At 58.8% G+C, this 23,428-nt stretch carries 14 protein-coding genes; all 14 read left to right on the top strand.

The features are described from left to right. Positions 1 to 442 precede the first annotated feature (442 nt). Complete coding sequence (locus P0111_11070; protein MDF0644565.1) at positions 443 to 2,425, top strand: hypothetical protein; 1,983 nt, start codon at positions 443 to 445, stop codon at positions 2,423 to 2,425. 39 nt (positions 2,426 to 2,464) lie between these two features. Beyond that, positions 2,465 to 3,013: a hypothetical protein gene (locus P0111_11075; protein ID MDF0644566.1), complete on the top strand. Its 549-nt coding sequence runs from the start codon at positions 2,465 to 2,467 to the stop codon at positions 3,011 to 3,013. A 304-nt stretch (positions 3,014 to 3,317) separates the two neighbouring features. Beyond that, a complete protein-coding gene (locus P0111_11080) occupies positions 3,318 to 4,193 on the top strand; it encodes a DUF3015 family protein (GenBank protein MDF0644567.1) in 876 nt (291 codons plus the stop codon). 153 nt (positions 4,194 to 4,346) lie between these two features. Continuing rightward, positions 4,347 to 8,567: a filamentous hemagglutinin N-terminal domain-containing protein gene (locus P0111_11085; protein MDF0644568.1), complete on the top strand. Its 4,221-nt coding sequence runs from the start codon at positions 4,347 to 4,349 to the stop codon at positions 8,565 to 8,567. 413 nt (positions 8,568 to 8,980) lie between these two features. After that, the gene (locus tag P0111_11090; protein MDF0644569.1) at positions 8,981 to 9,307 is read left to right on the top strand and encodes a hypothetical protein; all 327 of its coding nucleotides are present in this window, start codon (positions 8,981 to 8,983) and stop codon (positions 9,305 to 9,307) included. A gap of 1,283 nt (positions 9,308 to 10,590) precedes the next feature. Further along, positions 10,591 to 12,390, top strand: a complete 1,800-nt coding sequence (locus P0111_11095; protein MDF0644570.1) for a ShlB/FhaC/HecB family hemolysin secretion/activation protein — start codon at positions 10,591 to 10,593, stop codon at positions 12,388 to 12,390. 206 nt (positions 12,391 to 12,596) lie between these two features. Next, positions 12,597 to 14,927 (top strand): CHAT domain-containing protein, encoded by a 2,331-nt coding sequence (locus P0111_11100; protein MDF0644571.1) that lies wholly within the window; start codon positions 12,597 to 12,599, stop codon positions 14,925 to 14,927. Between the two features lie 9 nt (positions 14,928 to 14,936). Then, complete coding sequence (locus P0111_11105) at positions 14,937 to 15,725, top strand: DUF928 domain-containing protein (GenBank protein ID MDF0644572.1); 789 nt, start codon at positions 14,937 to 14,939, stop codon at positions 15,723 to 15,725. Positions 15,726 to 15,782: 57 nt separating this feature from the next. Beyond that, positions 15,783 to 16,583: a DUF928 domain-containing protein gene (locus P0111_11110; protein MDF0644573.1), complete on the top strand. Its 801-nt coding sequence runs from the start codon at positions 15,783 to 15,785 to the stop codon at positions 16,581 to 16,583. Positions 16,584 to 16,919: 336 nt separating this feature from the next. Beyond that, a complete protein-coding gene (locus P0111_11115; protein ID MDF0644574.1) occupies positions 16,920 to 17,099 on the top strand; it encodes a hypothetical protein in 180 nt (59 codons plus the stop codon). Beyond that, positions 17,096 to 17,461: a hypothetical protein gene (locus P0111_11120; GenBank protein MDF0644575.1), complete on the top strand. Its 366-nt coding sequence runs from the start codon at positions 17,096 to 17,098 to the stop codon at positions 17,459 to 17,461. Before P0111_11115 ends, P0111_11120 begins: the two co-directional genes overlap by 4 nt. A 179-nt stretch (positions 17,462 to 17,640) precedes the next feature. After that, entirely contained in the window at positions 17,641 to 20,025 is a 2,385-nt protein-coding gene (locus P0111_11125; protein MDF0644576.1) for a PAS domain S-box protein, read from the top strand. 31 nt (positions 20,026 to 20,056) lie between these two features. Then, positions 20,057 to 21,052 (top strand): ABC transporter substrate-binding protein, encoded by a 996-nt coding sequence (locus P0111_11130; GenBank protein MDF0644577.1) that lies wholly within the window; start codon positions 20,057 to 20,059, stop codon positions 21,050 to 21,052. A gap of 11 nt (positions 21,053 to 21,063) precedes the next feature. After that, positions 21,064 to 23,385, top strand: coding sequence for an ATP-binding protein (locus tag P0111_11135; GenBank protein MDF0644578.1), 2,322 nt, complete (start codon positions 21,064 to 21,066; stop codon positions 23,383 to 23,385). Positions 23,386 to 23,428: the final 43 nt, after the last annotated feature.

A 23,428-nucleotide genomic window follows, 5' to 3' on the forward strand; every position in this document is an offset into this window, starting at 1 on the left:
GCTATGAGTATCAGAAACAATGCTCAGTGCTGAGTGCAGGCTGCAGAGTTCTGGACGGTGGCAATTGGGAATGAGGATGAGACAAGACAAACGAGATGAACCGGACAAACCAGATAATACGGCTTTTGATAGTGGGTCAGTACGCAATTAGCAGGACTGAACTGTGTCATTCCCACGGAAGCGGGAATCCAGTCAAGGCCTTCTCCTCAGCATTGAGGCCTGATCGAGGCGTGGATGCCCGCCTTCGAGGGCGTGACGCAGGAGGAAACTGACCCACGACCCGGCTTTTACAAGCTGTGGGGGGAATTGGAGGGATAACAGCGACAGCTTGGGATGAAGAAGCAGAGGCCATCGCCCCTAGTCGAAAGGGTTATTGAGCATTTCTCACGAAAGGCATAGCTAGGCAGCTGATTCGCACCTAGACGAAACGGGGTACCACGTCATGGCGCTTCACCTTCACCGGAATAGTTATACCTCACCACCCGCTCAGCAATCAGTTCCTTCGCCTGGCTGGGTGTATTGGAAACAGTTCCTGACACGTACGGTAATCCCGCTTATAATAATCTTTACGTTTGGTCATGGCACTTCGAGAGCTTCCGCTTCAGATTCTGCTAATGGGCTTCCGGCATCCTTCGGGTCCGAATTCACGGCTTGTCTCAACGAATTGCTTGAATTCTTCAATCGCCCGATTCCTGAAATTCCACCAGGCCCACATCCAATACCATTCCTTATCGGATGTGAAATTCCTGGCTGTGACGCTGGATCGTCTGGCCCTATAGACCTCCGCATTGATCTGCGCGGCGACGTCATCGAATCAGCCAACCTCGACATTGAAGGACTGCCTCCAAATACGGAGCTGAACTTTACAGGAGTGGGCGAACAATCCCTCACTAACCCAAGCCGATTCTTGATCGGAAAGAGCAAAGAGCGTTTCTTTATGGGGAGAAAAGTTGCACGCATCAGTGGAATCCCTGAAACAAGCATGAAGCATCGTCTAACACCGACTAGACTGATTGACGCCATATTGGATATGCGGTCGGCCATCGCGTTTCCGGCGGGTAACATCAGCTTGTCGTTCGATAGAGCCGCTCTCGAGAGATTGGACCGCGAGGCTAGGAAAGCCGGCACGCCGCACGGCCGGGAGCTTGCAGCGGTTGAACTAACGGTATCTGTAACCAGCGGCAAGACTGTACTGAGCCACCGTAAGATCGGCTATCACGTTATGTGGTGTTTGAGCCTGTCCCCAGACCCCGTACATTCGGATCCTGTCGATCAGATTCAACTGCTCGAAAACGAAGCCATGGGAGTGAGCTTTACGGAAGAGGCAATGGTATTAGCAAACGGACGCATTCCTGTGATCGGAGAAACAACAGCCGGGAGGTGGATTGAGCCCGAGGCCTTTAAGTCTGCAACAATTTTCAAAATGAGAGAGAACAGGTTGAGGGACGATGGATCTTGTACGGCGGAAACTTACTCCGGTACCACCGAACAATGCAGTCCTGAGATCTCGGTGTTTTCGCAAGGCAGAGGCATGAAACTTGTGACTCCGGTTACAAGTTGGACTGACAGACTGGGCGACAAGGCGAAAGCCGAGGTTAAGGGTACGAATAGTATGCTTAAGATCCCCATTCATTTTTATATCGCCTGGGAACATTCCGCTGCTCCATGTCCTGAACGAATAGAGCAGTTCCCATGTCCTGCCGTGCCGCCGACCACCCAATCACTCGCCGAGAATTGGCTGACCGAAGCCAGAACGATTCTCGACAACATGCGTTCGGGCATTACATTTGACACGCCGGAAATTACGAGCAAGGCTTCCAACCCCGTACTGTATGAGGCCGGCTGCGCCGACCGAGACTTACTCTATCCTCATTTTGATATCAAACCAGACGAAAGGCCTACGACAGTGAGGGTATTCTTTGTGCAACTCTCAAAGGAAGCCGATATCAATGGAATACCTGTCCACGCTAACGGATGGGCTTGTGACATCCCCCCAAACGGCGCAAGCAATGATCACCTTGACTTACACCGGTACAACGACATCCTCATCAGCACGTCGATCGCCAATTCCACCACCTTGGCTCATGAGCTCGGCCACGCCCTCTTTCTACAAGATCTCAACGATGCGGGCGGCGACATTACCGAACCCCTTGAGTGGGCTAGCGGCCTCGGCCGCTGTCTGCCCCCTGCATCAGTGGGACAGCCTGGCTATCTGGAACCAGCCTGCAAATTTCTCATGTGGTCCGGCAGTCCAATTCGTAGCGTGTTGACCAAAGGACAGAGCTTTAGGTCGAATGTCAACCATCTATCAGCCATTCATCGACACACCTTAGCAACGAGACCCTTGGATGGGTTGTCACCCAGAGATTGTCTGGACTCCATGCGTACTGCAACATGTCCAGCTCTGACGCTTGACATCAACTGAAATCGCGTGGGCCATGGCGAAAGGTCACAAGGTTGAATCATGATGAGACATCCCGGCGGTACACGTCGTCTACTAACAACCGCCTACGTGGTAATGATGAACTTCTCAAATGGTGAGATTGTCAGTGCCCAGCTGGCTCCTCCCTCAACGGAAGAACGAACCATCGCTGTTCATCGTATAGTCCTGAACTGGTTGCAATGCGAGGAATGCACTCCCCGTCAGCTCCAGGCAGTGGTCCGACTTGGTCCCAAAGCCGTGCCATTCCTCTCGGCTGCACTGCAAGACGGCCCCACGATGATTGAATTGGCACCTGTGACCCGCTTTCTCCAACGACGCTACGCAGACCTCCGGAAATATTCTTCGTTACATTCTGATGCTCCGCTGCGACTCACCGAGAGCGAGTACATTAGTTTCCACGTGTCACAGTTGAAAACCCAATATCAAATTCGAGCTGCAACGGCTTTGGGAGCCATTGGCGGCCCCTTGGCTAAGCAAGCGCTGGAAGTTTCCCCGGATCAGCCACTTTCAGCGACGGTGAACCGGGTTGTCAAACAAGCGTTGTCACGGAGCAATCCGCTGATCCCTTGAGCGCATTTGAAGGAGATTAAGCGCACAGCCGAGAGTCTGGGTCGATTACAGCCCTGGCCTGTTTCAACACTGACTAGCTGGCAAATTCATTCACCTAAATAAGGGAGGCGATATGAGGTTTCGTCGAGAATGGACGCTTGTAGTGCTTTTCCTTTTTTTATGCCTTCCGGTGACTACATTCACCAGATCCCTCTCGTACGCGGGGAACATCAACGTCACGATTGACGGACAGGTACCGCCGAACCCGGCCCCCGCTAACTGCAATGATCCGACTAAATGTATAAACATCGGAGGTTCTTACGGAGTGCTCACTGTAGCTCCCGTCTCTTCAGGCTCAGGCCGAGGTGCTTACGCGCGTGTCGAATTCCCTCAAGCACTGACTGATCTGACCCACGACTCCCTTCAGATTACCAACGCCAGAATTACCAACACGGGTGGGGACAAGACCTTCACGATCGTTCTTGAACAGCAAGACGCTCAGCAGCCGAATTCCACCAAATACTACAATACCTACTTGAACGGAAACTTCGGGGCCGTTGCCGGGAATTCGATAACGTCCAGAAGCTTTTACAAGGTTTCCACCTATGAGCAGGTTGGCTCGACGCTCAGTCACTCGGTGACATGTTCGAGTACCTGCGCAACTGCCTTCTCGAAAAAGACCGGGGCGCAGAAGAATCCGGGAACCAGTCTCCGTTGGGTAAAAAGCGAAGTGACCATTACGCTCAAAGCCGGCAGCTACGTGGATCTCAATAGCGGAGCTCAAATCATCACATCTGGAACGCCGCCGGACCTTTCGGCAAACGAGCTCGTGGATGGGTCTCCACTGCCATGTCCTGGATGTGTGCCAAAGTCAGACTTGAGCGTCCTCTGTTCCACAACTTACTCCACCGCAAAGATGTTCGGCTGTCCTTCTTGCGTCACCGAAGACGGTCAAGTAGCTACAAACGCGAAAGTCAAACTCTTTGCGTTGGCCAACGGAAGCAGCATTGCCCAGGAAATGGCAAGAGGCAAAGGTGAGCACCTTGCTTCGCTGGCCGCCCTACTGAAAGTCTCGCAAAGCCAGGAGACGACTTTCTTTGCTTTAGCTCAAGAGCAATACCGTATATCCGCTGGGATTGAAGCACCGGAGCAGCTCGTTAGCGCACTCCAGGTGGCATGGAGCAATCAAAGGGAGAGGTGAACTTGAACTCTAGGGAGCGATCGTGCACCGTCACCGCTTCTTAGGAACTCATTGGAGGGACCGGATATGCCGCGCTGGGATCTAGGGAAACACCCGCGAGACATACTTCTTCGACAAGTCGGTTGCGTGGTTTTATGCATCGGACTACTTCTTATGGACCATCATTCAAGCCCCTCTGCCCGCGCTGCCACTTCGCTCACGCCGACACCGGGCCCTGCCGGGCTCGGCACCCAAGTGCTGCCGCCCAGCGGCGGCAACACCTACGGCATTCGGGGCGGAACCACGGTGGGCACAAACTTGTTCCACAGTTTCGGTCAGTTCAGCGTGGCCACGGGAGATATCGCGCAATTTCAAACGTCCAACCTACTCCCCAACGGTGCGATGAGCAACATTCTCAGCCGGGTGACCGGCGGAAACCCCTCCGCTATCTTCGGGACGATCGACAGCGCGACCTTCTATCCCGGCGCGAACCTCTTTCTCATGAACCCCGCCGGCGTTCTCTTCGGGCCAACTGCGACTTTGAATATCGGTGGGATGGCGACGTTTACCACTGCCGATTACCTCCGTCTCGTTGAGGTCGATGGCGTGAGTGGAATCTTCCACGCAAATCCTGCAACAACAAGTGTATTGACCACTGCCCCAGTCGCCTCCTTCGGCTTTCTGGGCTCGAATCCCGCCGCCATCGCCATACAGGGCAGCCAACTTGCTGTGGCAACCGGAACAGGACTCTCACTAGTCGGAGGGAAAACCGGTTTCACCTTTACCGATCCGGACACAGGACTGACCGCCTCTGCTCCTGACGGCGTGACGATGACCGGCGGTAGCCTCTCAGCCCCCAGCGGGCAGATCAACCTGGTGAGCGTCGCGTCAGCGGGAGAGATTTCAACCGTGGACTTCCTCCCCGATCCAAGCATGGCAATGGGCCCCATTTCGCTCTCCCAAGGAGCAGTCGTTGACGTGTCGGGTGACGGCGGGGGGACCGTCCGCATTCGTGGGGGCCGGTTCGTGATGGACCAGGGAGCGATCCTGATCGCCCATACAACCGGCGCCAATGACGGAGCGCCCACAGCAATCAGCATCAATGTGACCGACGAAGTTTCGCTTAATCACCAGAGCGGATTATTCGCCTGGGCCAGAGGTGCGGGACGAAGCGGCAACATCGAAGTTACCGGCCGGACCATCGAAATCGCGGACGGTTCCCTTGTCTATACGAACAGCACCGACGCAGGGACTCCGGGAAATATCACCGTGACGGCAACTGATACAGTCTCAGTCCGTGGAGCCGACGAGCTTGGCAACCCCAGCGAAATACTCAGTGATTCATTGGGGCTGGCATCAACCGGGTCGATAACGCTCCGGGCCCCGGTCATCAACCTACTAGACATGGGCGCAGTTGAGACTCGCATGTTTGGTTTCGGTGAAGGAGTTCGTGCCGGAGACATCACGATCGAGGCGACGAATCTAAATCTGCTCAGCGGAGGGAAGATTAACATCGTGAGCGGAAGCGGCGCGCCGACCGGAAACATTGCCATCACCGCAACGGATTCAATCACTCTCGTCGGAACGAACGATTTCGGCACAACGAGTTTCATTACAAATGAGAACACTTCCGGCGGCACCGGCACGATCACGATTCACACAGGAAGTCTGACACTTAGCGATCAAGCAAGAATCAATAGCACCACCTTCCTTGACTCAGATCCGGCAGCCGCAAACACTCCGAAAATCGCAATCACCGCGGATTCCTCCATTGCCCTTTCTTCTGGCAGCAGAATCGACATTGGCGGGTCCATTTCCGATACGGGACGACTGGAGTTGTCTACTCAGAATCTCACGATGTCCGGCACAAGTTCGATCACGACGTTGTCCAACGCCAACGGGGCATCCGGTCCGATCGTGATGAATGTCCAAAACCTGACCGTGTCAGAGGGAAGCCAGATCGTAAGTTCATCGGCGCTGGGGCTCGGTCGCGGGGGCGACATCACGGTCAATGCCACTGCATCCGTCGTCGTAACCGGTCAGGGAACAGATCCGTTTGGAGGCACGCTGACGAGCGGAATCTTCTCGAATACGATCAGCGGTCTTGACGACCCAACCTTCGCTGGCAACGCGGGAAATATCGCGGTTACAGCTCATTCCATCGAAGTGTCCAGCGGAGCGAGAATCGACAGTAGCAGTCAGCTCCTGGCCTATGGGAACGCTGGGACCATTGACCTCCGGGCTCCGACGATCAACGTGAATGGTGGCATCATCTCGACCTCGACCGAATTTGCCGGGCAAGCAGGCTCGATCTCGCTGCATGCGGATGCCGTCACAGTCAACAACGGCGGCCAGCTCACCAGCAGCAGTGTCGTGCGCCAAACACCGATTTTCGAGGGAGAGATTATTCCTCCTCCCACCGGCAACGCCGGCAACATCACCATCCAAGGCGTCGCCAGCCCAGCGCAATCGGTCGTCATCGACGGCACAGGCAGCGGTCTGTTCACCAACACACAAGGTTCCGGCGCAGGCGGGAACATCTTCGTGAACGGCAACTCCGTCATGCTCTCTAACGAGGGCGCGTTGTCGGCCACGACCTCAGGTTCAGGAAATGCGGGGAATATCACTGTAGTGTCCGATACGGTCTCACTCACCAATTTTGCAACGATTTCAGCAAGCACTTCTGGAGAGGGTGCTGGAGGTAGCATCCACATATCGGCACAAAACACAATCAGCGCTGTTGATTCATTCATCAACGCGAGCGCGAACTCTGTACAACCTGGTGCAGGCAGCGGCGGTCACGTTCTCCTAAGTGCTCCGACGATTAACGTTGCTGGGGGCGACATCTCGACGCTGACCATTGGACCAGGAAACGCTGGTGATATCAGCTTTCAGGCAGGGCAATTCACATTGAGCGCAACTGAGGGCGCTCCGGGACAAGTCGAAGCCAGCACGTCTGGGCCTGGTCACGGTGGAAGCATCTCTGTCCTTGGACTCACCGGTCCTGGCAGCCAAGCAAGCGATGTGACGCTATCAGGACTCAGCAGTCTCCGGAGCGAAACCCAAACTCTTACCGGAGGGACAGCAGGGAACATCGGCATTGAAACTGTTCGGCTGTCGCTCACGGAGGGAAGTGCAATCACAACTGCCGCACTTAACAGTCCCGGAAACGCGGGCAACGTGACGCTAAACGCGACGGACTCGTTCCTGGTATCGGGCAGTCGCGTGACGAGCGATGTCCTATTTGGTAGTAGCGGCAATGGTGGTCAAATCACCGTGACTACCCCGAGTCTGACAGTCACCCAAGGGCCTAACGGATTTGGAGGAGTCATAGCCGGAGTTATTTCAACGAGCACAGGCTCATCGGGCAATGCAGGTTCCGTGACGATCAACACAAACAATCTGACCTTGGCTGATGGAGGAAGAATAACGAGCAGCAGTTTCCTTGACGATCCAATTTTCCCTCCAGCGACCGGCGCAGCAGGCACCGTGGTTGTTCAGGGACTCAATGGGCCAGGTACGCAAGCCAATTTGATCGCCATAGCCGGGCAGGATAGCTCCGGTCAATCCAGTGGCATCTTCACGACCACGCAAGGCATTGGGGCCGCAGGCGATATCACGGTCTACGCCCAGTCTGTCACGCTTCAGAATAACGCGCAGATTTCGAGCAGCAGCACGGGCACGGGGATAGCTGGGAACATCGCTATTACCGCGAATCAGATTTTTACCGCCGTCAACAGCTCGGTCACGACCGAAGCGAATAACTCCAGCGGCGGCATCATTAAGATCACGACGAACCCCAACGGCACGGTAGAACTGTCCAACAGCACGATCAGCGCCTCGGTCCTCGACGGCACCGGCGGAGGTGGGAGCGTGAATATCGATCCGCAATTTGTGATTTTGCAGAACAGTCAGATCCTCGCGCAGGCGGTGCAGGGGCCGGGCGGCAACATCAACATCACGATCACCAACGGCGGGCTCTTTTTGCCGGATGCCACCAGTGTCGTGAGCGCCTCCTCGCAGTTCGGCCAACAAGGCACGGTCACGATTCAAGCACCGATCGCCCCAGCCGGCGGCAAGATTCAGCCGCTCGGAAAAGCGCCCCTTCAAGTGACGGCGTTGCTCAGCCAGCGCTGTGCGGCGATCGCGCGTGGGGAAGTCAGCAGCTTTGTCGTGGCGGGTCGCGACACCCTGCCGACTGAGCCCGGCGGCTGGCTGACAAGTCCGTTGGCCTTGGGGTCATCGGAGGCAGGATCGGCAATGCAGGCCGGAAACCGAGGGCTCCCGTCTGAATCCTCTGACCCAACGATCGTTTCGCTGCGCCGCCTCCCCTCTGCTTGGGCAGTAGCGGCACAACTCGTTGAAGATGACTGGGTAGCAGGCTGCGGATCGTAGCAAGTGCATCACACAAACAAACCAGGAGGTAGAGTCATGCATTTTGATATCCCGAGTGGATACCATTCCAGGGGTGGTGGTACAGGGCCCTTTCTGTTCGTGTGGAACACCACGGACGGGCCGGGGACAGTCACACAGTATAAGTTTCAGGTCGGAACCCAATCGGGATCGTACAATAAGTACAACGGCGCATGGATAGTCGGCAATTTCCCTCCAGGTCAGTTGCAGGACAACAAAGTGACGATTAGCGTAACTGGTAGTCCGACGCTCTACGTGAGAACGCAATATGTGAAGAATGGCCAACTGTTCAGTACAACCCCCGTTCCCTTCACCTGCGGTACATAGGCGACGGACGTATCACCAAACGGAGTTCGAGCCATACGGGAGCTGAGTTAAACCGAGGGAGGCTTGACATGGCAACGACGCTGACAGCCGCAGTGGAGATTACGAGCCAAACAACGATACCCATTCAGGAGGACGTCATTATTGCTTGGAAGACTAACGGCGAAGAAATATTGGGATTCGATATCCGGATCGGCGCTACGGAAGGTGACTGGGATGTACTGAACTGTCATGTTGGTCCCATGGTGCAGCAGATAAGTCTGCCCGAATTGCCCAAGAATTTGACCAAGCTGTATTTAGAGTTTTCCTACACCATCCCTGCGGCAGCTATGCATCATGGGGTCGGCTATGAACACGTCCTGCTCAGCGAAAAGCCAATCCCGATCTGGCGGAAATAACTGACTCACCTAGGACGGAAAGGCTACCTCCACATGCAACTGACGGTGGTAGCCGGTCCTTCCACTTTTGCGGTAAGCGCAAGGGTGTCAGGAACCGTTTCCCGGTTTTCACTCAGTTCCTGACACCTTGTTCCACTAGAACCTATCTCACAATGGGTGTTCCGGTCAGAACTGGTCATGCCCGCGAAAGCGGGCATCCAGAATGACCTGAAAAGACTGGATTCCCGCCTGCGCGGGAATGACGACCACAGATCCCATCCCATCATGAATGGAATTTGAGATAGGTTCTATTCAGTCCCGCTTCTACCTGAATCCTTTTAGATTCACCGAGAATACTTTTAGGTTCCATGAACTTGTAAACAAGTCAATCTCTCCTCCCCTTCCCGGGCGACGCTCACTTCAATAGATTCACTCATATCCGGTCCATTTGGCCAGGTTGCGCGCCTTCTGAACCATCGTCCCTTCACGAGCCATCATCTTTACGTCCAAGGCCTGCGCATTGCATTTTCCTCAATTCACAGATCTGATCACGATGGGTTTCGGCGGAGAGTTCGGACAACCAGCTACCTCAGACGAGGTTTGAGGCAGCGATGGTTCATTTCAGAAATGTTGAGTTCAGGATGGACGTTCCGACAATGGCAACACGAGTGAGTTTCCAACAACTGGCTAAGCAGACGCGCCAGAGCCGTTCGACCCTATTCCCAAGGGGGATTGCGGCATTTTCACTAGCGCGCATTATTCAGGACGGTTCGTCGCGAAATGAGGATCTCGGGGACTGACACCCTTCCCCGCGTCTGCCTGCCCGCCGCATGGCTTCGGCAGGCGGGCGCGTGGCGTCTGTCCCCGTCCGAACCGGGACTGGCACCCGCTTTCGCTAGGCTACGGCGGGAGCCAGTCCCCAACCCTAGCAGGCTGTCGAAAGACTGTTTTGACCTCGAAAACACAGGCCGGGCAGGATCGCTATCGCAAGTCGGAAGCGCTCCCAGGATGTTCAAAAAGGCCTTCCGGCAAGGCCGCAGCGAGCGAAGTGGCGAATCGTACTCTCTGCCGTACGTTGAGCCTCTGAGCGACGCGAGAACACAGCCGGAGGGCTTTTTCAACATCCTGCTGGCCGAGCTCATGCAAGGCGGGGAATTCTTGATGACCACCATGCAAGATGGCAAACGGCCGCTGGCACTTTCGCGCTTCTTAAGAACGACTGCCCCACTCTGTGTCGCCCTTATCCCATCATGCAGTAACTCCGCGATATCGTCCTACGATCACCTGCCGACAGGCTGTGGATCATGACGGGACGAGCGGCCGGACAGACGGGACAACCTGGCCGATCTCTGCAGCCGGTCATCGGATGGGGAAGCCTCATGGGATCATTGTTGGTTGCCTCGATCTCTCATGCTCAGATCGCTCCGCCGATCTTCGATCCGAGCGGCCGGTCCGGCGAACCCCCGGCGCCGTTGAAGAAAGAATTCGAGCGTCCTGAGCCCCCTCGTCCTCCCAGTCCGGTCCTGCCACCTCCGCCGCTGCCGCCGGAGGAACCGGCCGAGCAGCGGTTGGGACAGATCAAGGTGTTCGTCAAAGACATCAGAGTGGTCGGGAGCACGGTTTTTACCGAGGCTCAGCTCGACGAAGTAACGGCGCCGTTCGAAAACCGCACGTTGACGACCGAAGCTCTCGAGCGGTTGCGTCTGGCTCTGACGGTCAAGTACATCAACGCCGGCTATATCACATCCGGCGCAATCATTCCCGACCAGGATGTCAAAGACGGGATCATTTCCGTGCAGGTCATCGAGGGCAAGCTGACTCGCATCGACGTGAGCGGCAACCGATTTTTCGCCGATTCCTACTTGCGCAATCGAGTCGAGAAGGGTGTCCGCACACCGGTCAGCATGGAACCGCTGCAGGAACAGTTGCAGCTCTTGCAGCAGGACCGGCGCATCGAGCGCATCAATGCGGAGCTGCGTCCGGGAGACGCGCCGGGAGAGAGCCGGCTGAATCTCAAAGTGACGGACCGCAATCCGTTCCATGCCTACATCGAAGGGAACAATTACCAGGTGCCCTTGGTGGGAGAGTTCCGCGGCTTGGGCACGGTGGTGTACGACAATGTGACCGGGCACGGCGACCCCTTCAGCTTGACGTTCGGCGGGTCTGCCGGGGCCTTTCCCATCATCGATACCTCCTACGCGATTCCGTTGAACCGCTATGACACGACCTTTTCGCCCTACTACCGGCGCACCGATTACACTCTGATCGAGCAACCGTTCAAGCCGTTGGATATTAAGACCAATACCGAAATCATCGGCCTGAGTCTTCGCCAACCAATCTACCGCACGGTGACGGACGAGGTGGCGTTGTCGATCATCGGCGAGCATCTCTTTACCCAGAGCTTCATTTTCTCCGACATCCCGTTCGATCTGTTCCCGGGATTTCAGAACGGCGCGGCCACTGTGTCCGCTCTGCGGTTCGCTCAAGACTGGACTCACCGCACGCCGGACACGGTGGTGGCGGCGCGCTCCCGCTTCAGCGTCGGCCTCAACGTCTTGGGCGCCACCATCAACGCGGACAAGAACCTGCCGGACGGCCAGTTTTTCTCCTGGCTGGGCCAGATGCAGGGCATCAAACAGTTCGGAGACAAGCTGTTCGGCATGCAGCTTCTCGGCCGCATGGACCTGCAGTTGTCGAATTCCCCCCTGTTTCCGCTTGAGCAGGTCTCGGTCGGCGGGCGCTACAGCGTGCGAGGCTATCGGGAGGTGACGCTGCTGAGAGACAACGCCTTCATCGCGTCGGTCGAGTCACGTTTTCCGCTCTGGCGTCGGGCCAGCGGCGAACCGATCTTCCAACTCGCGCCGTTCGCCGACGTGGGAAACGGCTGGAGTCTGGGCGCGAATAAGACGACCAGTGAAGCGATCGGAAACCCGAATACGCTGGCCAGCGTCGGCGCCGGGCTCCGCTGGAGCATCCTCCCTCATGATCGTGCAAACTATGAGGTCTACTGGGGTTACAAGCTCGTCCGTGACCCTCCGAATCGTGTCGGCAACACGCTGCAGGACTATGGGGTCCACATGGGGCTGGTGATTAATCTGTTCTAGGGACTGGCTCCCGCCATAGCCTGGCGAAGGCGGGTGCCTGTCCCTTTTATAGGCAGTGTAGAGTCCATATGAGACTGATGATTAGCTGTTTTAGGGATATTGGGGCTATGGGGGTAACTCAACACTCAGGACTTCGGACTCAGCACTCACGGCGACAGTCCCCTAAACGCTGACCGAATGGCACGACACTTGATTGTGAGAACAATGTGAACGCCCAAACTAGACAAGGCAGCCTCCATCAGGTCCGGTGGCCTGCGTCCGCGTTGCTCGCGTGCATGGTGCTGATTCCTTTCCTGCTCTTCGCCGCTACCGCGAACCAGGGGACGCCGGAATCCCTCATGCAACAGGGAGCGCAGGCCTATCAACGGGGCGCCTTCGAGGAAGCCCTGACCCATTGGCGGGCGGCGGCCACGCAGTATCATGAGGCAGGATCGGCCGATGGTGAAAGTCGCGCGCTGGTGTCCGCCGCGCAAGCCACCCAAGCCTTGGGACAAAGCACGCAGGCGATCCAATCTCTCGAGCTCGCTCTCGCCCTGGCGCAGCAGGGATCCGACCATGCCTGGCATGCGACGGTACTCGACCAGATCGGGCGGGCGTACCTCACAGCCCGGCAGCTGGATCCGGCCGCGCAGTATCTCGCTCAAGCCGAGGAAGTGGCGCGGCGGCAGCCGACCCCGGCGGTCTCCGCTGCCATCTTGAACGACCTTGGCGTGCTCTACGCCCTCAAACGGCAGGACACGCAGGCGCTGGAAGCCTTCACGGACTGTGTGGCTGTGGCTCGGGAGGCCGGGCTTCCGATGCTGGCCGTGAACAGTCGCGTGAATGCCGCCAGAATTTCCTTGCGGCTCGGCAAGTCTGACACTGCCAGACAGTGGGTTGACGAGGCGCTCAATCAACTCAAGGACCTGCCCGTTTCCCGGGACAAGGCCGTCGGCTTCATCAACATCGGTCTGGTCTACCAAACCCTGCTGCCGGCCCTCCCCGACATCCGCAAGCCGCTACTCCTCCGATCGGCCGGCGCGTTGCAGGAAGCCATCACCGTATCCGAACAGTTGAAGGACACGCGAACCCTCTCCTATGCCTTGGGCTACATGGGGCATCTGTACGAACTGGAGGCCAGGACCGACGATGCGCTGCCGCTGACCAGGCGGGCCGTCTTCGCGGCACAATCGGTGGATGCGCCGGAATCCCTTTACCGCTGGCAATGGCAACTGGCGAGGCTGCTGGCTTCGATGGATCAGATTGATGAAGCCCTTGCCGCCTATCGACAGGCAGCGACGACCCTGCAACCGATCCGGTTCGAAGTGAGCCAGGCGGCGGCCGAAGCCTCGCTGTCGAACCAGGAATCGATCAAGCCGTTGTTCTTCGAATTTGCCGATCTGCTTCTGCAACGGGCGTCACGGACGGAAGACCAGAAGATTGCGGAAGGCTACCTGCTCGCAGCCCGAGACGCCGTGGAGGCCTTCAAGGCTGCCGAGCTGCGGGATTATTTCAAGGACGGCTGCGTCGATGCGATCCGGTCCCGCATGACGACCTTCGACCGCCTCTCGCCCGATACCGCGGCCATCTACCCGATCCTGTTCGGCAAGCGGATCGAGCTGTTGGTCACGCTGCCCTCCGGATTCTACCGTACGGCCGTGCCGGTGGCGGTCGAGACCGTGACTCAAGAGGTGCGGGACTTCCGACGTCGCGTAGAGAAGCGGACGACCCGCGAGTACCTTCCTCATGCCCAGCAGTTGTACGACTGGCTGATCAGGCCGCTCGAGACACAGTTGAAGCAGGAACACATCACGACGTTGGTCATCGTGCCGGATGGACCCCTGCGGACGATTCCCATGGCCGCCCTCCACGACGGCGAATCCTTTTTGATTCAGAAATTCGCGCTCGCCATCACGCCTGGGATCACCATGACAGACCCGAAACCGCTGACCCGTGAGAAAGTCCGCTTCCTCGCGACCGGGTTGACCAAGAGCGTCCAAGGGTTTCCGGCCTTACCCTACGTCGCCGAGGAGGTAGATTCGATCCACAACCTCTATGGCGGGGATCAATTGCTTGACGAAGACTTTCGCGCTTCACGCCTGGAACAGGAATTGCGTGAAGGACGGTATGGCATCCTGCATATCGCCACACACGGGAAGTTTTCGACCGACGTCAACGATTCGTTCTTGCTGACGTTCGACGGTAAGTTGACCATGGCCAAACTGGACCAGATCATCGGGCTCTTTCGCTATCGAGAGGATCCACTTGAGTTGCTCGCGTTGAGCGCCTGCCAGACCGGCGTAGGCGATGATCGCGCGGCCTTGGGGTTGGCCGGCGTCGCGATCAAGGCCGGCGCCCGAAGCGCGCTCGCGACCCTGTGGTTCATCAACGACGAGGCCTCCTCGACGTTGATTTCTGAATTCTATCGTCAACTCCGCAATCCCTCGGTCAACAAGGCCGTGGCGATGCAGCGGGCACAGATCAAACTCCTGGGTGACCGCATCTATCAACATCCGGCATACTGGTCGCCCTTTCTCCTGTTGAACAACTGGCTGTAGAGCACATTCATGCCGTCTCTGTGTCGCCATTCCGCAACCACCACCCCGCCCGCCGCCACCGGTCTAGTTGGAGCTCGTCGCCAAGGGCTGACGGCGCTGCTGCTCGTCGGCTTGATCTGCCAGGCCGTGCCGGCCGTCTGGCCGGCCTCGGTCGATTCCGGCTCATCGAACGAGCCGCGTATCCTCTATGTGCCTCCGAAGAAATACATGCCGCGTGCCCGCCTCGGCGGAACGGATCGGGCAGCCGACAGCGCGGAACTGGTCGTCCAGCCGCTCGTGCCGGATCATGTCGGCTTTACGTCTCAGGAGACGCCGGTGCTCAACTGGTATCTGTCCAAACCGACGCCGCACGAAGTGCGGTTCACGTTGGTCGACGACAAATCGGTGAGGCCCATCTTCGAAGCGCCGATCCCGTCTCCAAAAGAGGCGGGCATCTTTTCCATCCGCACCAAGGACCTGGATCTGGTCCTGAAGCCGGGCGTACAGTATCGCTGGTACGTGTCGATCGTCCGGCAGGCTCCCTGGCCGGACATCGTGACCGGCGGCATTATCGAACGCTGCGAGCTCAGCGACTGCTTGATCGTCATGGATGCTCGCATGACCTGCTCCACGCAGTCCGTGGCGGAAAACGCGCGGGCGGGACTGTGGTACGACGCCATGGGCTGTCTCTGTGCCTTGATCGACGCGGATCCGGCCGACGCCTCGCTCAGAAAGCTTCGCGCGTCTTTGTTGACGCAGGTCGGCCTCCACGGCGTGGCCGCCTGGGACCTGCAGGCGCTTCCGTCGACCAGCCGGTAGCAGGAGGACTCTCTCTCATGAACATCGAGCCGCACACCTAATGTGAGGGCCGCCACCATGAACGCTACACATCACAATTGGTCTCCAAACGCCTCGACCGGTTCCTCGTCATTCCGCGCGCTGCTCTCCTCGCTCATGCTCCTCATGATCGGGTTGAGCGGCGCAACCGCTCAGACCGCCTTCTCCGAACAGCAAGCTGCCACAGTCAAACGAGTCTCGATCGACGAGATTCCCCTCTATCAGCTGCCGAAGAAATTCACGCCTCGCGCGCGCGTCGGCGGAGAGCTGCGCGGCACGGAGGGAACGGATCCGGAAGTCCAGGCACTCGTGCCCGATCATGTGGGATTCACGTCGAGCCAGGCCCCCGTCCTCAACTGGTTTCTGTCCAAGCCGACGCCTCACGAAATGCGGTTCACACTCATCGACAATCACTCGGTGAGACCGCTGTACGAAGCGCCGATCCCCACTCCGAAACAGCCGGGGATCTTTTCCATTTCGATCAAGGACCTGGGCCTCGTACTCGATCCGAATATCCAATACCGCTGGTACGTTTCGGTCGTGCGCGATCCTTCGTCTCCCTCCAAGGACATCGTCGGCGGCGGCGTCATTGAGCGTTGTGAAATGAGCGACTGTCTCATCGCGTTGGACGCCAAGATCATCACCTGCTCGGTGCACACGGTCAAGGAGAACGCACGTGCCGGCTTCTGGTACGATGCGATGGGATGTCTCTGCGCCTTGATCGATGCCGACCCGACCGACGCCTCGCTGAGGAGGTTGCGCGCCGGTCTCCTGAAACAGGTCGGCCTCAACGGCGTCGCTGAATGGGATCTACGATCGATCCAAGCTCAACAACGATAGCCATATCCTCTCGTCCGGCGGATTGTGCTCGGTCGATTTCCTGATCTGAAGTTGCCCATGTCGCCTCGGCTGACTCCCCGCCGTTTGCCGGCTCTCGATGATCGCCGATCCATTTGGATTCAGCTGAGAATCCTTTTCGATTCACAAGCCAAACGACACGGTCGCGCCTTCAGAGGCATGTCGGTAGAAAAACCATCGGATTCTTTCGCATTCGTCTTGCTCCGGGCACGAGCCGGTGATGGCACAGGGATTGCTGACCATCTCCGCAGTAAGTCTGTCAGGCCACCAGGCCCTCCGAGCCCTTGAAGACGAGCCATTGAAGAAAGGATCCACGCGATGACACAGGATCTTGTCGTTGGAGCGTTGCTGACCGGACTGGTTGGGCTGATCTGGGCCATGGCCGTTGTCGTGCTGTGGGGCGAGGAACCCGATCATGCGACCTCGGCCCCGGAGGTGACGCCCCAGCGGGATGACATCGACAAGACCAGCTCCACGCGCCGAACCATCGCAGCATGAACGGCCTGCCTTATCCGCACAGTCCTGCTCAGGAACCGCCGCGACTCCTCGCTGATGAGCGGCCGTTGCGAGTGGACGGAGTCTCGTTACGTCCCACCGCAGGAAGGCAGCGCAAGCAACGTGTCACAATCACTCTGTCCCTGGAGCTGCTCGAACGGTTACGCAATGCGGTGTACTGGACCGGTCACGGCACGTTGGCTCGTCTCATCACCGAAGCGCTCGACGACTCCGTCTCGCAGATGGAAGAGAGTAACGGCGGCGCATTTCCCCAGCGACTGGCCCCGTTGAAACGGGGGCGCCCCCGCATCCCCATCCGACCGGCCGGCCGACCGGCCGGCTCCGCCGTGAATGACGCGACCTAGGCCGGCGGCGTCCTCCCGCGCCGCACATCTTGCTTCCACCCTCACGCACGTTCGACAATCGCGCGCAAGCACAAGACTTGCTTTTCTCTTCTGTGGCACAACGGATTTCACCACAGAGGATCGATCACTGCGCCTCCTTCAGAAATACGGCCCGCACGGTCCGATACGGTGAGAATGACATGGAACAGACGAGCCCCTATCGGATCCTTGTCGTCGAAGACAACCCCGATATCGTGATCGGCTTGCAGGACCTGCTCCAGCACGACGGCTACGACGTCACCGTGGCCGATTGTTGTGCGGCGGCCCTTGCCCAAGTCCGCGAACAGCGCTTCAATGCCGTCCTTCTGGACCTCGGGCTGCCGGACGGAGATGGGTCCGACGTGCTCAAGGAGATGCAGCGTCTGGACGCGTCCGTGCCGGTCATCATCCTCACGGCTCACATCGCCCAGGAACGCACCGTCGGTTCGCTGATCGAGGGGGCGTTCACCTACCTCACCAAACCGTACAACCATGAGGAACTCCGCCAGACGCTGCGTCGCGCAATCGGGGTCAAGGAACTCTCGGTGAAGATGCACCGGGTGGAACATCTCCTCAGCGAAAGCGAGGACCGGTTCCGCTCGCTGGTGGAGTCCGCCTCCGACGCCATCATATTGGCAGACGGACGAGGGACGATTGTGTCGTGGAACCGCGCCGCTTCCGTCCTGTTCGGGCATGCGCCGGAGGAGGCGGTCGGGCAGCCGTTGACCATGCTGATGCCGTCCCGTTACCGGCAGGCCCACCAACTGGGCCTGGCCCGCATGGAGGCGACGGGACAAAGCCGGGTCATCGGTTCCATCATCGAGTTGTACGGGCTCAGGAAGGACGGCACCGAATTTCCCATCGAACTGTCCCTGGCGACATGGCAGACGCACGGCGGCAACTACTACAGCGGCATTATCCGCGATATCTCAGCCCGTAAACGGATCGAACAGGCGCTCGATCAGCTGCGACACCGGCAGACGCTGATTCTGACGCATGCCGGAGAAGGCATCTACGGCCTCGATCTCGACGGACGCACGACCTTTGTCAATCGCAGCGCCGCCGCCATGCTGGGCTATCGGGTCGAGGAATTGGTCGGGCAGCCCATGCATCGCATCATGCATCACACAAAACCGGACGGCGTTCCGTACCCGGTGGAACAGTGCCCGATCCACGCCGCAATGAGGGACGGGAAAATCCGTCGCGTCGTTGATGAAGTCTTCTGGAAAAAGGACGGCACCGCGCTGCCTGTAGAATATGTGAGCACGCCCCTCAAGGAGGAGAATGACGTAATCGGATCCGTCATCGTCTTCCAGGACATCACGGAGCGGATGACCGCACAGCGGGCGCTTCGAGAGAGCGAAGAGCGGCTCGAATTGGTGATTCGCGGCTCCAGCGATGGGTTCTGGGACGGGCAACCGGCCCCCGGACAACATTGGACCTCTCCTCAGACCCACATCTGGTACTCAGCCCGCTTCAAAGAAATGCTGGGCTACGCCGACCAAGACTTTCCCGACATCCTGGACAGTTGGGCGAGCAAGCTTCATCCGGAGGACCGCGGCCGCGTCTTTGCCGCCCTCGCCGCGCACATCGACCGGCGCGTGCCATACGACATCGAATACCGGCTGCAGACGAAACACGACGGCTACCATTGGTTTCGCGCCCGAGGCCAGGCCCTGTGGGACGAGAGCGGAACCGTGGTGCGCATGGCGGGGTCCCTCCAGTCCATCATGGATCGCCGGCGAACAGAAGAGACCATCCGCCGCAATGAACAATTGCTGCGAAGCGTGGCCGACAACACCACTGCGGTGATCTATATCAAGGATCCAGCCGGCCGGTATCTCCTGATCAATCGCCGGTTCGAGCAGATTTTCAACCTGACCACGGAACAGATCATCGGGCGAAGCGACCACGAGATCTTCCCGCGCGACGTCGCCGACGCCTTCCGCAAGAACGACCTCGAAGTGCTCAACCGGAACACCACGATCGAGTATGAAGAAATCGCCCCCCATATCGACGGCCCCCGCACCTACATTTCCATCAAGCTGCCGCTTCACGACCAGGGGGGCATTCCCTACGCTATGTGCGGCATCTCGACCGACATTACCGACCGCAAGCGGATGGAAGAGACCCTGAAAGGCCAGGATGTCCTGCTGCGGCTCGCCCTGCAGGCCATCGACATCGGTGTCTGGAACTGGGATCTGGTGACCGGGCGGATCTGCTGGTCGCCGCACATCAACCGTTTTTTCAACGGCGTAACCGAAGCCACCATGCTCACGACGCGCGACTGGCTGGCGCTGGTCTTTTCGGAGGATCGAGCGGCGTTCGCCACCGCGCTCTCCGCAGTCACGGACCAACAGCGCGACGACCTCGTGCTGGAACATCGCATCAGGAAACAGCATGGCGGCACCCAGCGCATCGTCTGGACCGGCCGGATCGTCCGGGATCAAGACCGGAGACCGATCCATGTGCTGGGTACGATGGGTGGCATCGCCGACACGGAGGGGCAGGAGAACAAATCGAATCCGGGATCGACAGCACGATAGCGACAGCCGTCGCATAAAGGGTCAGCCATCGATGAGATCGCAGGATGCCAACATCGAACGCGTCGCTCCGCCTCCCGCCCGTTCCGGCATCCGAGCCGTCCGGTCGGTCTTCATCCGCGCGGGACTGCTTCTCACACTCATCGCTCCGGTCTGGTCGATCCGGCCCGCCGACGCGCAGGCGCCGGACATCGCCATCCTGAAATCCTCCAGCATCGCCGCCTACGACCAGGCTATCGAGGGATTCAAAGCCACCGCCCCGTCCAATGCCGTCTACGTGGAATTCGATCTGCAGGGAGATCTTGACCTGGGACGGAAGCTCGCGCGCAAAATCCGCGCATCCGAGGCCTCCCTGGTCGTGGCCGTCGGACTGAAGGCCGCTCAGGCGGCCAAGATGGAAATTCTCGATACGCCGATCGTCTATATGATGGTACTGGATCCCCAGCGCCACAATCTGGTCTCCCCGAACCTCACGGGCACCCTGCTGGAGATCCCCGTTGAACGCCAATTGAAACTCATCCGAACCTTCCTGCCCGGCAGGCGGAAATTCGGCACGCTCTACGATCCGCGCAAGAGCACCGGCAAAATTCGGGAGGCCGAACAGCAGGCCGCCGCCCTCTCCGTCGAACTCAAGAGCCTGCCGGTCGAAAGCGAAAGGGACGTGCCGCAACAACTGCGCACGCTGTTGACCTTCAATGAGACCCTGTGGCTGATGCCGGACTCGACCGTCCTGACGAACGAGTCGATCGGCTTCATCCTTGAATCGGCCCAGGCGCGGGGCATCCCGGTGATCGGATTCTCACCCGAGCTGACCAGGCTCGGCGCCCTGCTGAGTTTCTCGGTGACCTACGGAGAAGTGGGGCGCGAGACAGGCCTACTCGCGAGACGGATCCTGGACGGCGACAAACGGCTCCCCCTGAAGCCGATCCCCATCGAGCGGCTCAAGATTACCGTGAACATGAAGATCGCCCGATTCCTCGGGATTGAATTTCCCCGGGATGTCAGTCACCTTATAGACGAAGCCTATTGAGGACCCATGCGATGAGCACGCCTCAATCGCCACAGGCCGCCGGAACTTCGGTCCAGCCGTCCGCCTCCAGATTCGTCAGCCTACGCACCAAATTTGTCGCCTTCTTCAGCCTGATTCTGATCGTCGCCTGTTCGACGCTGACCTGGTACTTCATCGAAACCAGACGGGCGGCGATGATCCAAGACCTCCAGCAGCTCGGCACCATTCTCCTCACCAGCGTGGTGAACAACGGACAATTCCGCTACGGCGGCTTGATCGCGGAAGATCGCGCGACGCTCCGGCAATTCACCGAAAGCCTCATGGCGGTCGAGGACGTCGTCTACGTCGTCATCCGCGGGGCGGATCATATGATCCTGGCCCAGCAAAACAAGCTGGTGAAAGAATCATCCGGCAGTCTCACCTTTTCGCAGGAGCGCCGGTTGTACCCGGACGAGCAGCTCGCGCTGGAGGTCGCACAAACACCCATCACGGTTCCCCGTATGACTCCCGTGTCGTTGTCCAAGGAGCACATGACCCTCCTCCCCTCTTCAGCCGAGGAGGAACGGTCCTGGCTCCTTTCCCCCTTCGAGCAGCATCTCTACGACTTCGCCCTGCCGGTGTTCCGCCGGCCGGTCTCCGATCCGTCCTTGTCGCCTCTGCCGCACCAATTCGAGGAGACTCAGTCCCGCGGCAAAGACCGGGCCAAACCCGCCTATCTCGGCATGGTGCAGATCGGCGTGAGCGACGCCCAAGTTCGGACCGCCGTAGCCGGCATGGTCAGGAACGTCCTGCTCCTGACCGCGGCATTGATCGGAGGCGGCATTCTTGGGGCTCACCTCCTGGCCCGGCGCGTGACGACTCCGCTGAGAAGTCTGGCCGGAGTCGCCCGCCAGCTCACGGAGGGTCGCTCCCCCTCGACGCTCGTCCCCTCGACCAACGACGAGGTCGGTCAATTGACACAGACGTTCAACTTGATGACGCGGGCGCTCTACGAACGCAATCTCGCGATCACCGCGAACATGGACACGATTCGGCGTCAGATCAGCCAGCTGACGACCGTGCACCAGACCAGCGCGGCGATCGCCAGCACGCTGGAGATGCACGCGTTACTGGATACCGTGCTGCAGCTGCTCATCTCGAACCTCAAGTTCTCCAGAATGGTCCTGATGCTCCGGCACGAAGACCGCGACACGGCCTATGTTGCGCAGGTAGCCGGCGTGACGGACGAAATCGCCGAAGCGGCCAGATACCTCACGGTGCCGATCAGGGAAGACGGGACGTTGATGGCCGAGCTGATGCTGCATGCCAAACCGGTGCTCGTCCACGATATCGCGACGGTGCGCGAGCGCATGCATCCGTCGATCCTGGAACTCGCCAACCGGGTCGATGTCACCTCCTTCGCCCTCGTGCCGCTCCAGAGCCACAACCAGACGCTCGGATTTCTCGGCGGAGACCGCGGCTCTCAACCCTGCTCCCAGGAAGACCTCGAGATCCTCCTGACGATCGCCGGCCATGTGGCCTCCGCCATCGACAACGCGAGAACCTATGCGCACCTGGCGCAGCTGACTCAGCATCTGGAATACCGGATCGAAGCCCGCACGAAAGAACTCTCCGCCGCCAACCGGCTCCTCCAGGAGCACGACCATCGCCGGTCGGTGTTCTTCTCGGTCGCCTCGCACGAATTGCGGACTCCCATGACGGCCATCCGCAGTTTCGCCGACAACATGCTCGACGGCGTCACGGGTCCCCTGACGGATCGACAAACGACCTACTTGAACCGCATCGGCCACAATCTCGACCGGTTGACCCGCATCATCAATCAGTTGCTGAACTGGTCGCGACTCGACCTGAACCGGGAAGTGCTGAACATGGAGCCTCTCTGCGTGCGAGAGATCGCCGATCTGGTGGTCGAGAGTCTCCGGACCGTCGCAGCGGAAAAGGCGATTACGATGGGCCTGACGTTCACCGAGAACTTGCCGAAGGTGCAGGGGGACCGGGACAAGGTCGAACAGATCTTCTGGAATCTGATCGGGAACGCAATCAAATTCACGCCGCGCGACGGGACGGTGACCGTGAGCATCACGCAGGCGGATCGCGGAGACGTTCGGATCTGTGTCGCCGACACCGGTTGCGGCATCGAGCCGGAGCATCTCCAACGGGTATTCGAGGAATTTTCACGCGTGCCGTCGTCCATCCCCTCCTCCCAGGGAGCGCAATTGGGGCTGTTCATCACCAAGAATCTCGTGGCGATGCACGGCGGCACCATCTGGGTGGAAAGCACACCGGGCCTCGGCACGCGCTTTTACATCGCCTTGCCGGCCATGGCTCCTGAACCGCAGCCTCCTGAGGCGTAGGTTCCTAATTACGGGTCGAACGGCGAAAAGGATGGCGACAAGT

This window comes from Nitrospira sp., from assembly GCA_029194535.1.
In the GTDB taxonomy this organism is placed as follows: Bacteria; Nitrospirota; Nitrospiria; order Nitrospirales; family Nitrospiraceae; genus Nitrospira_C.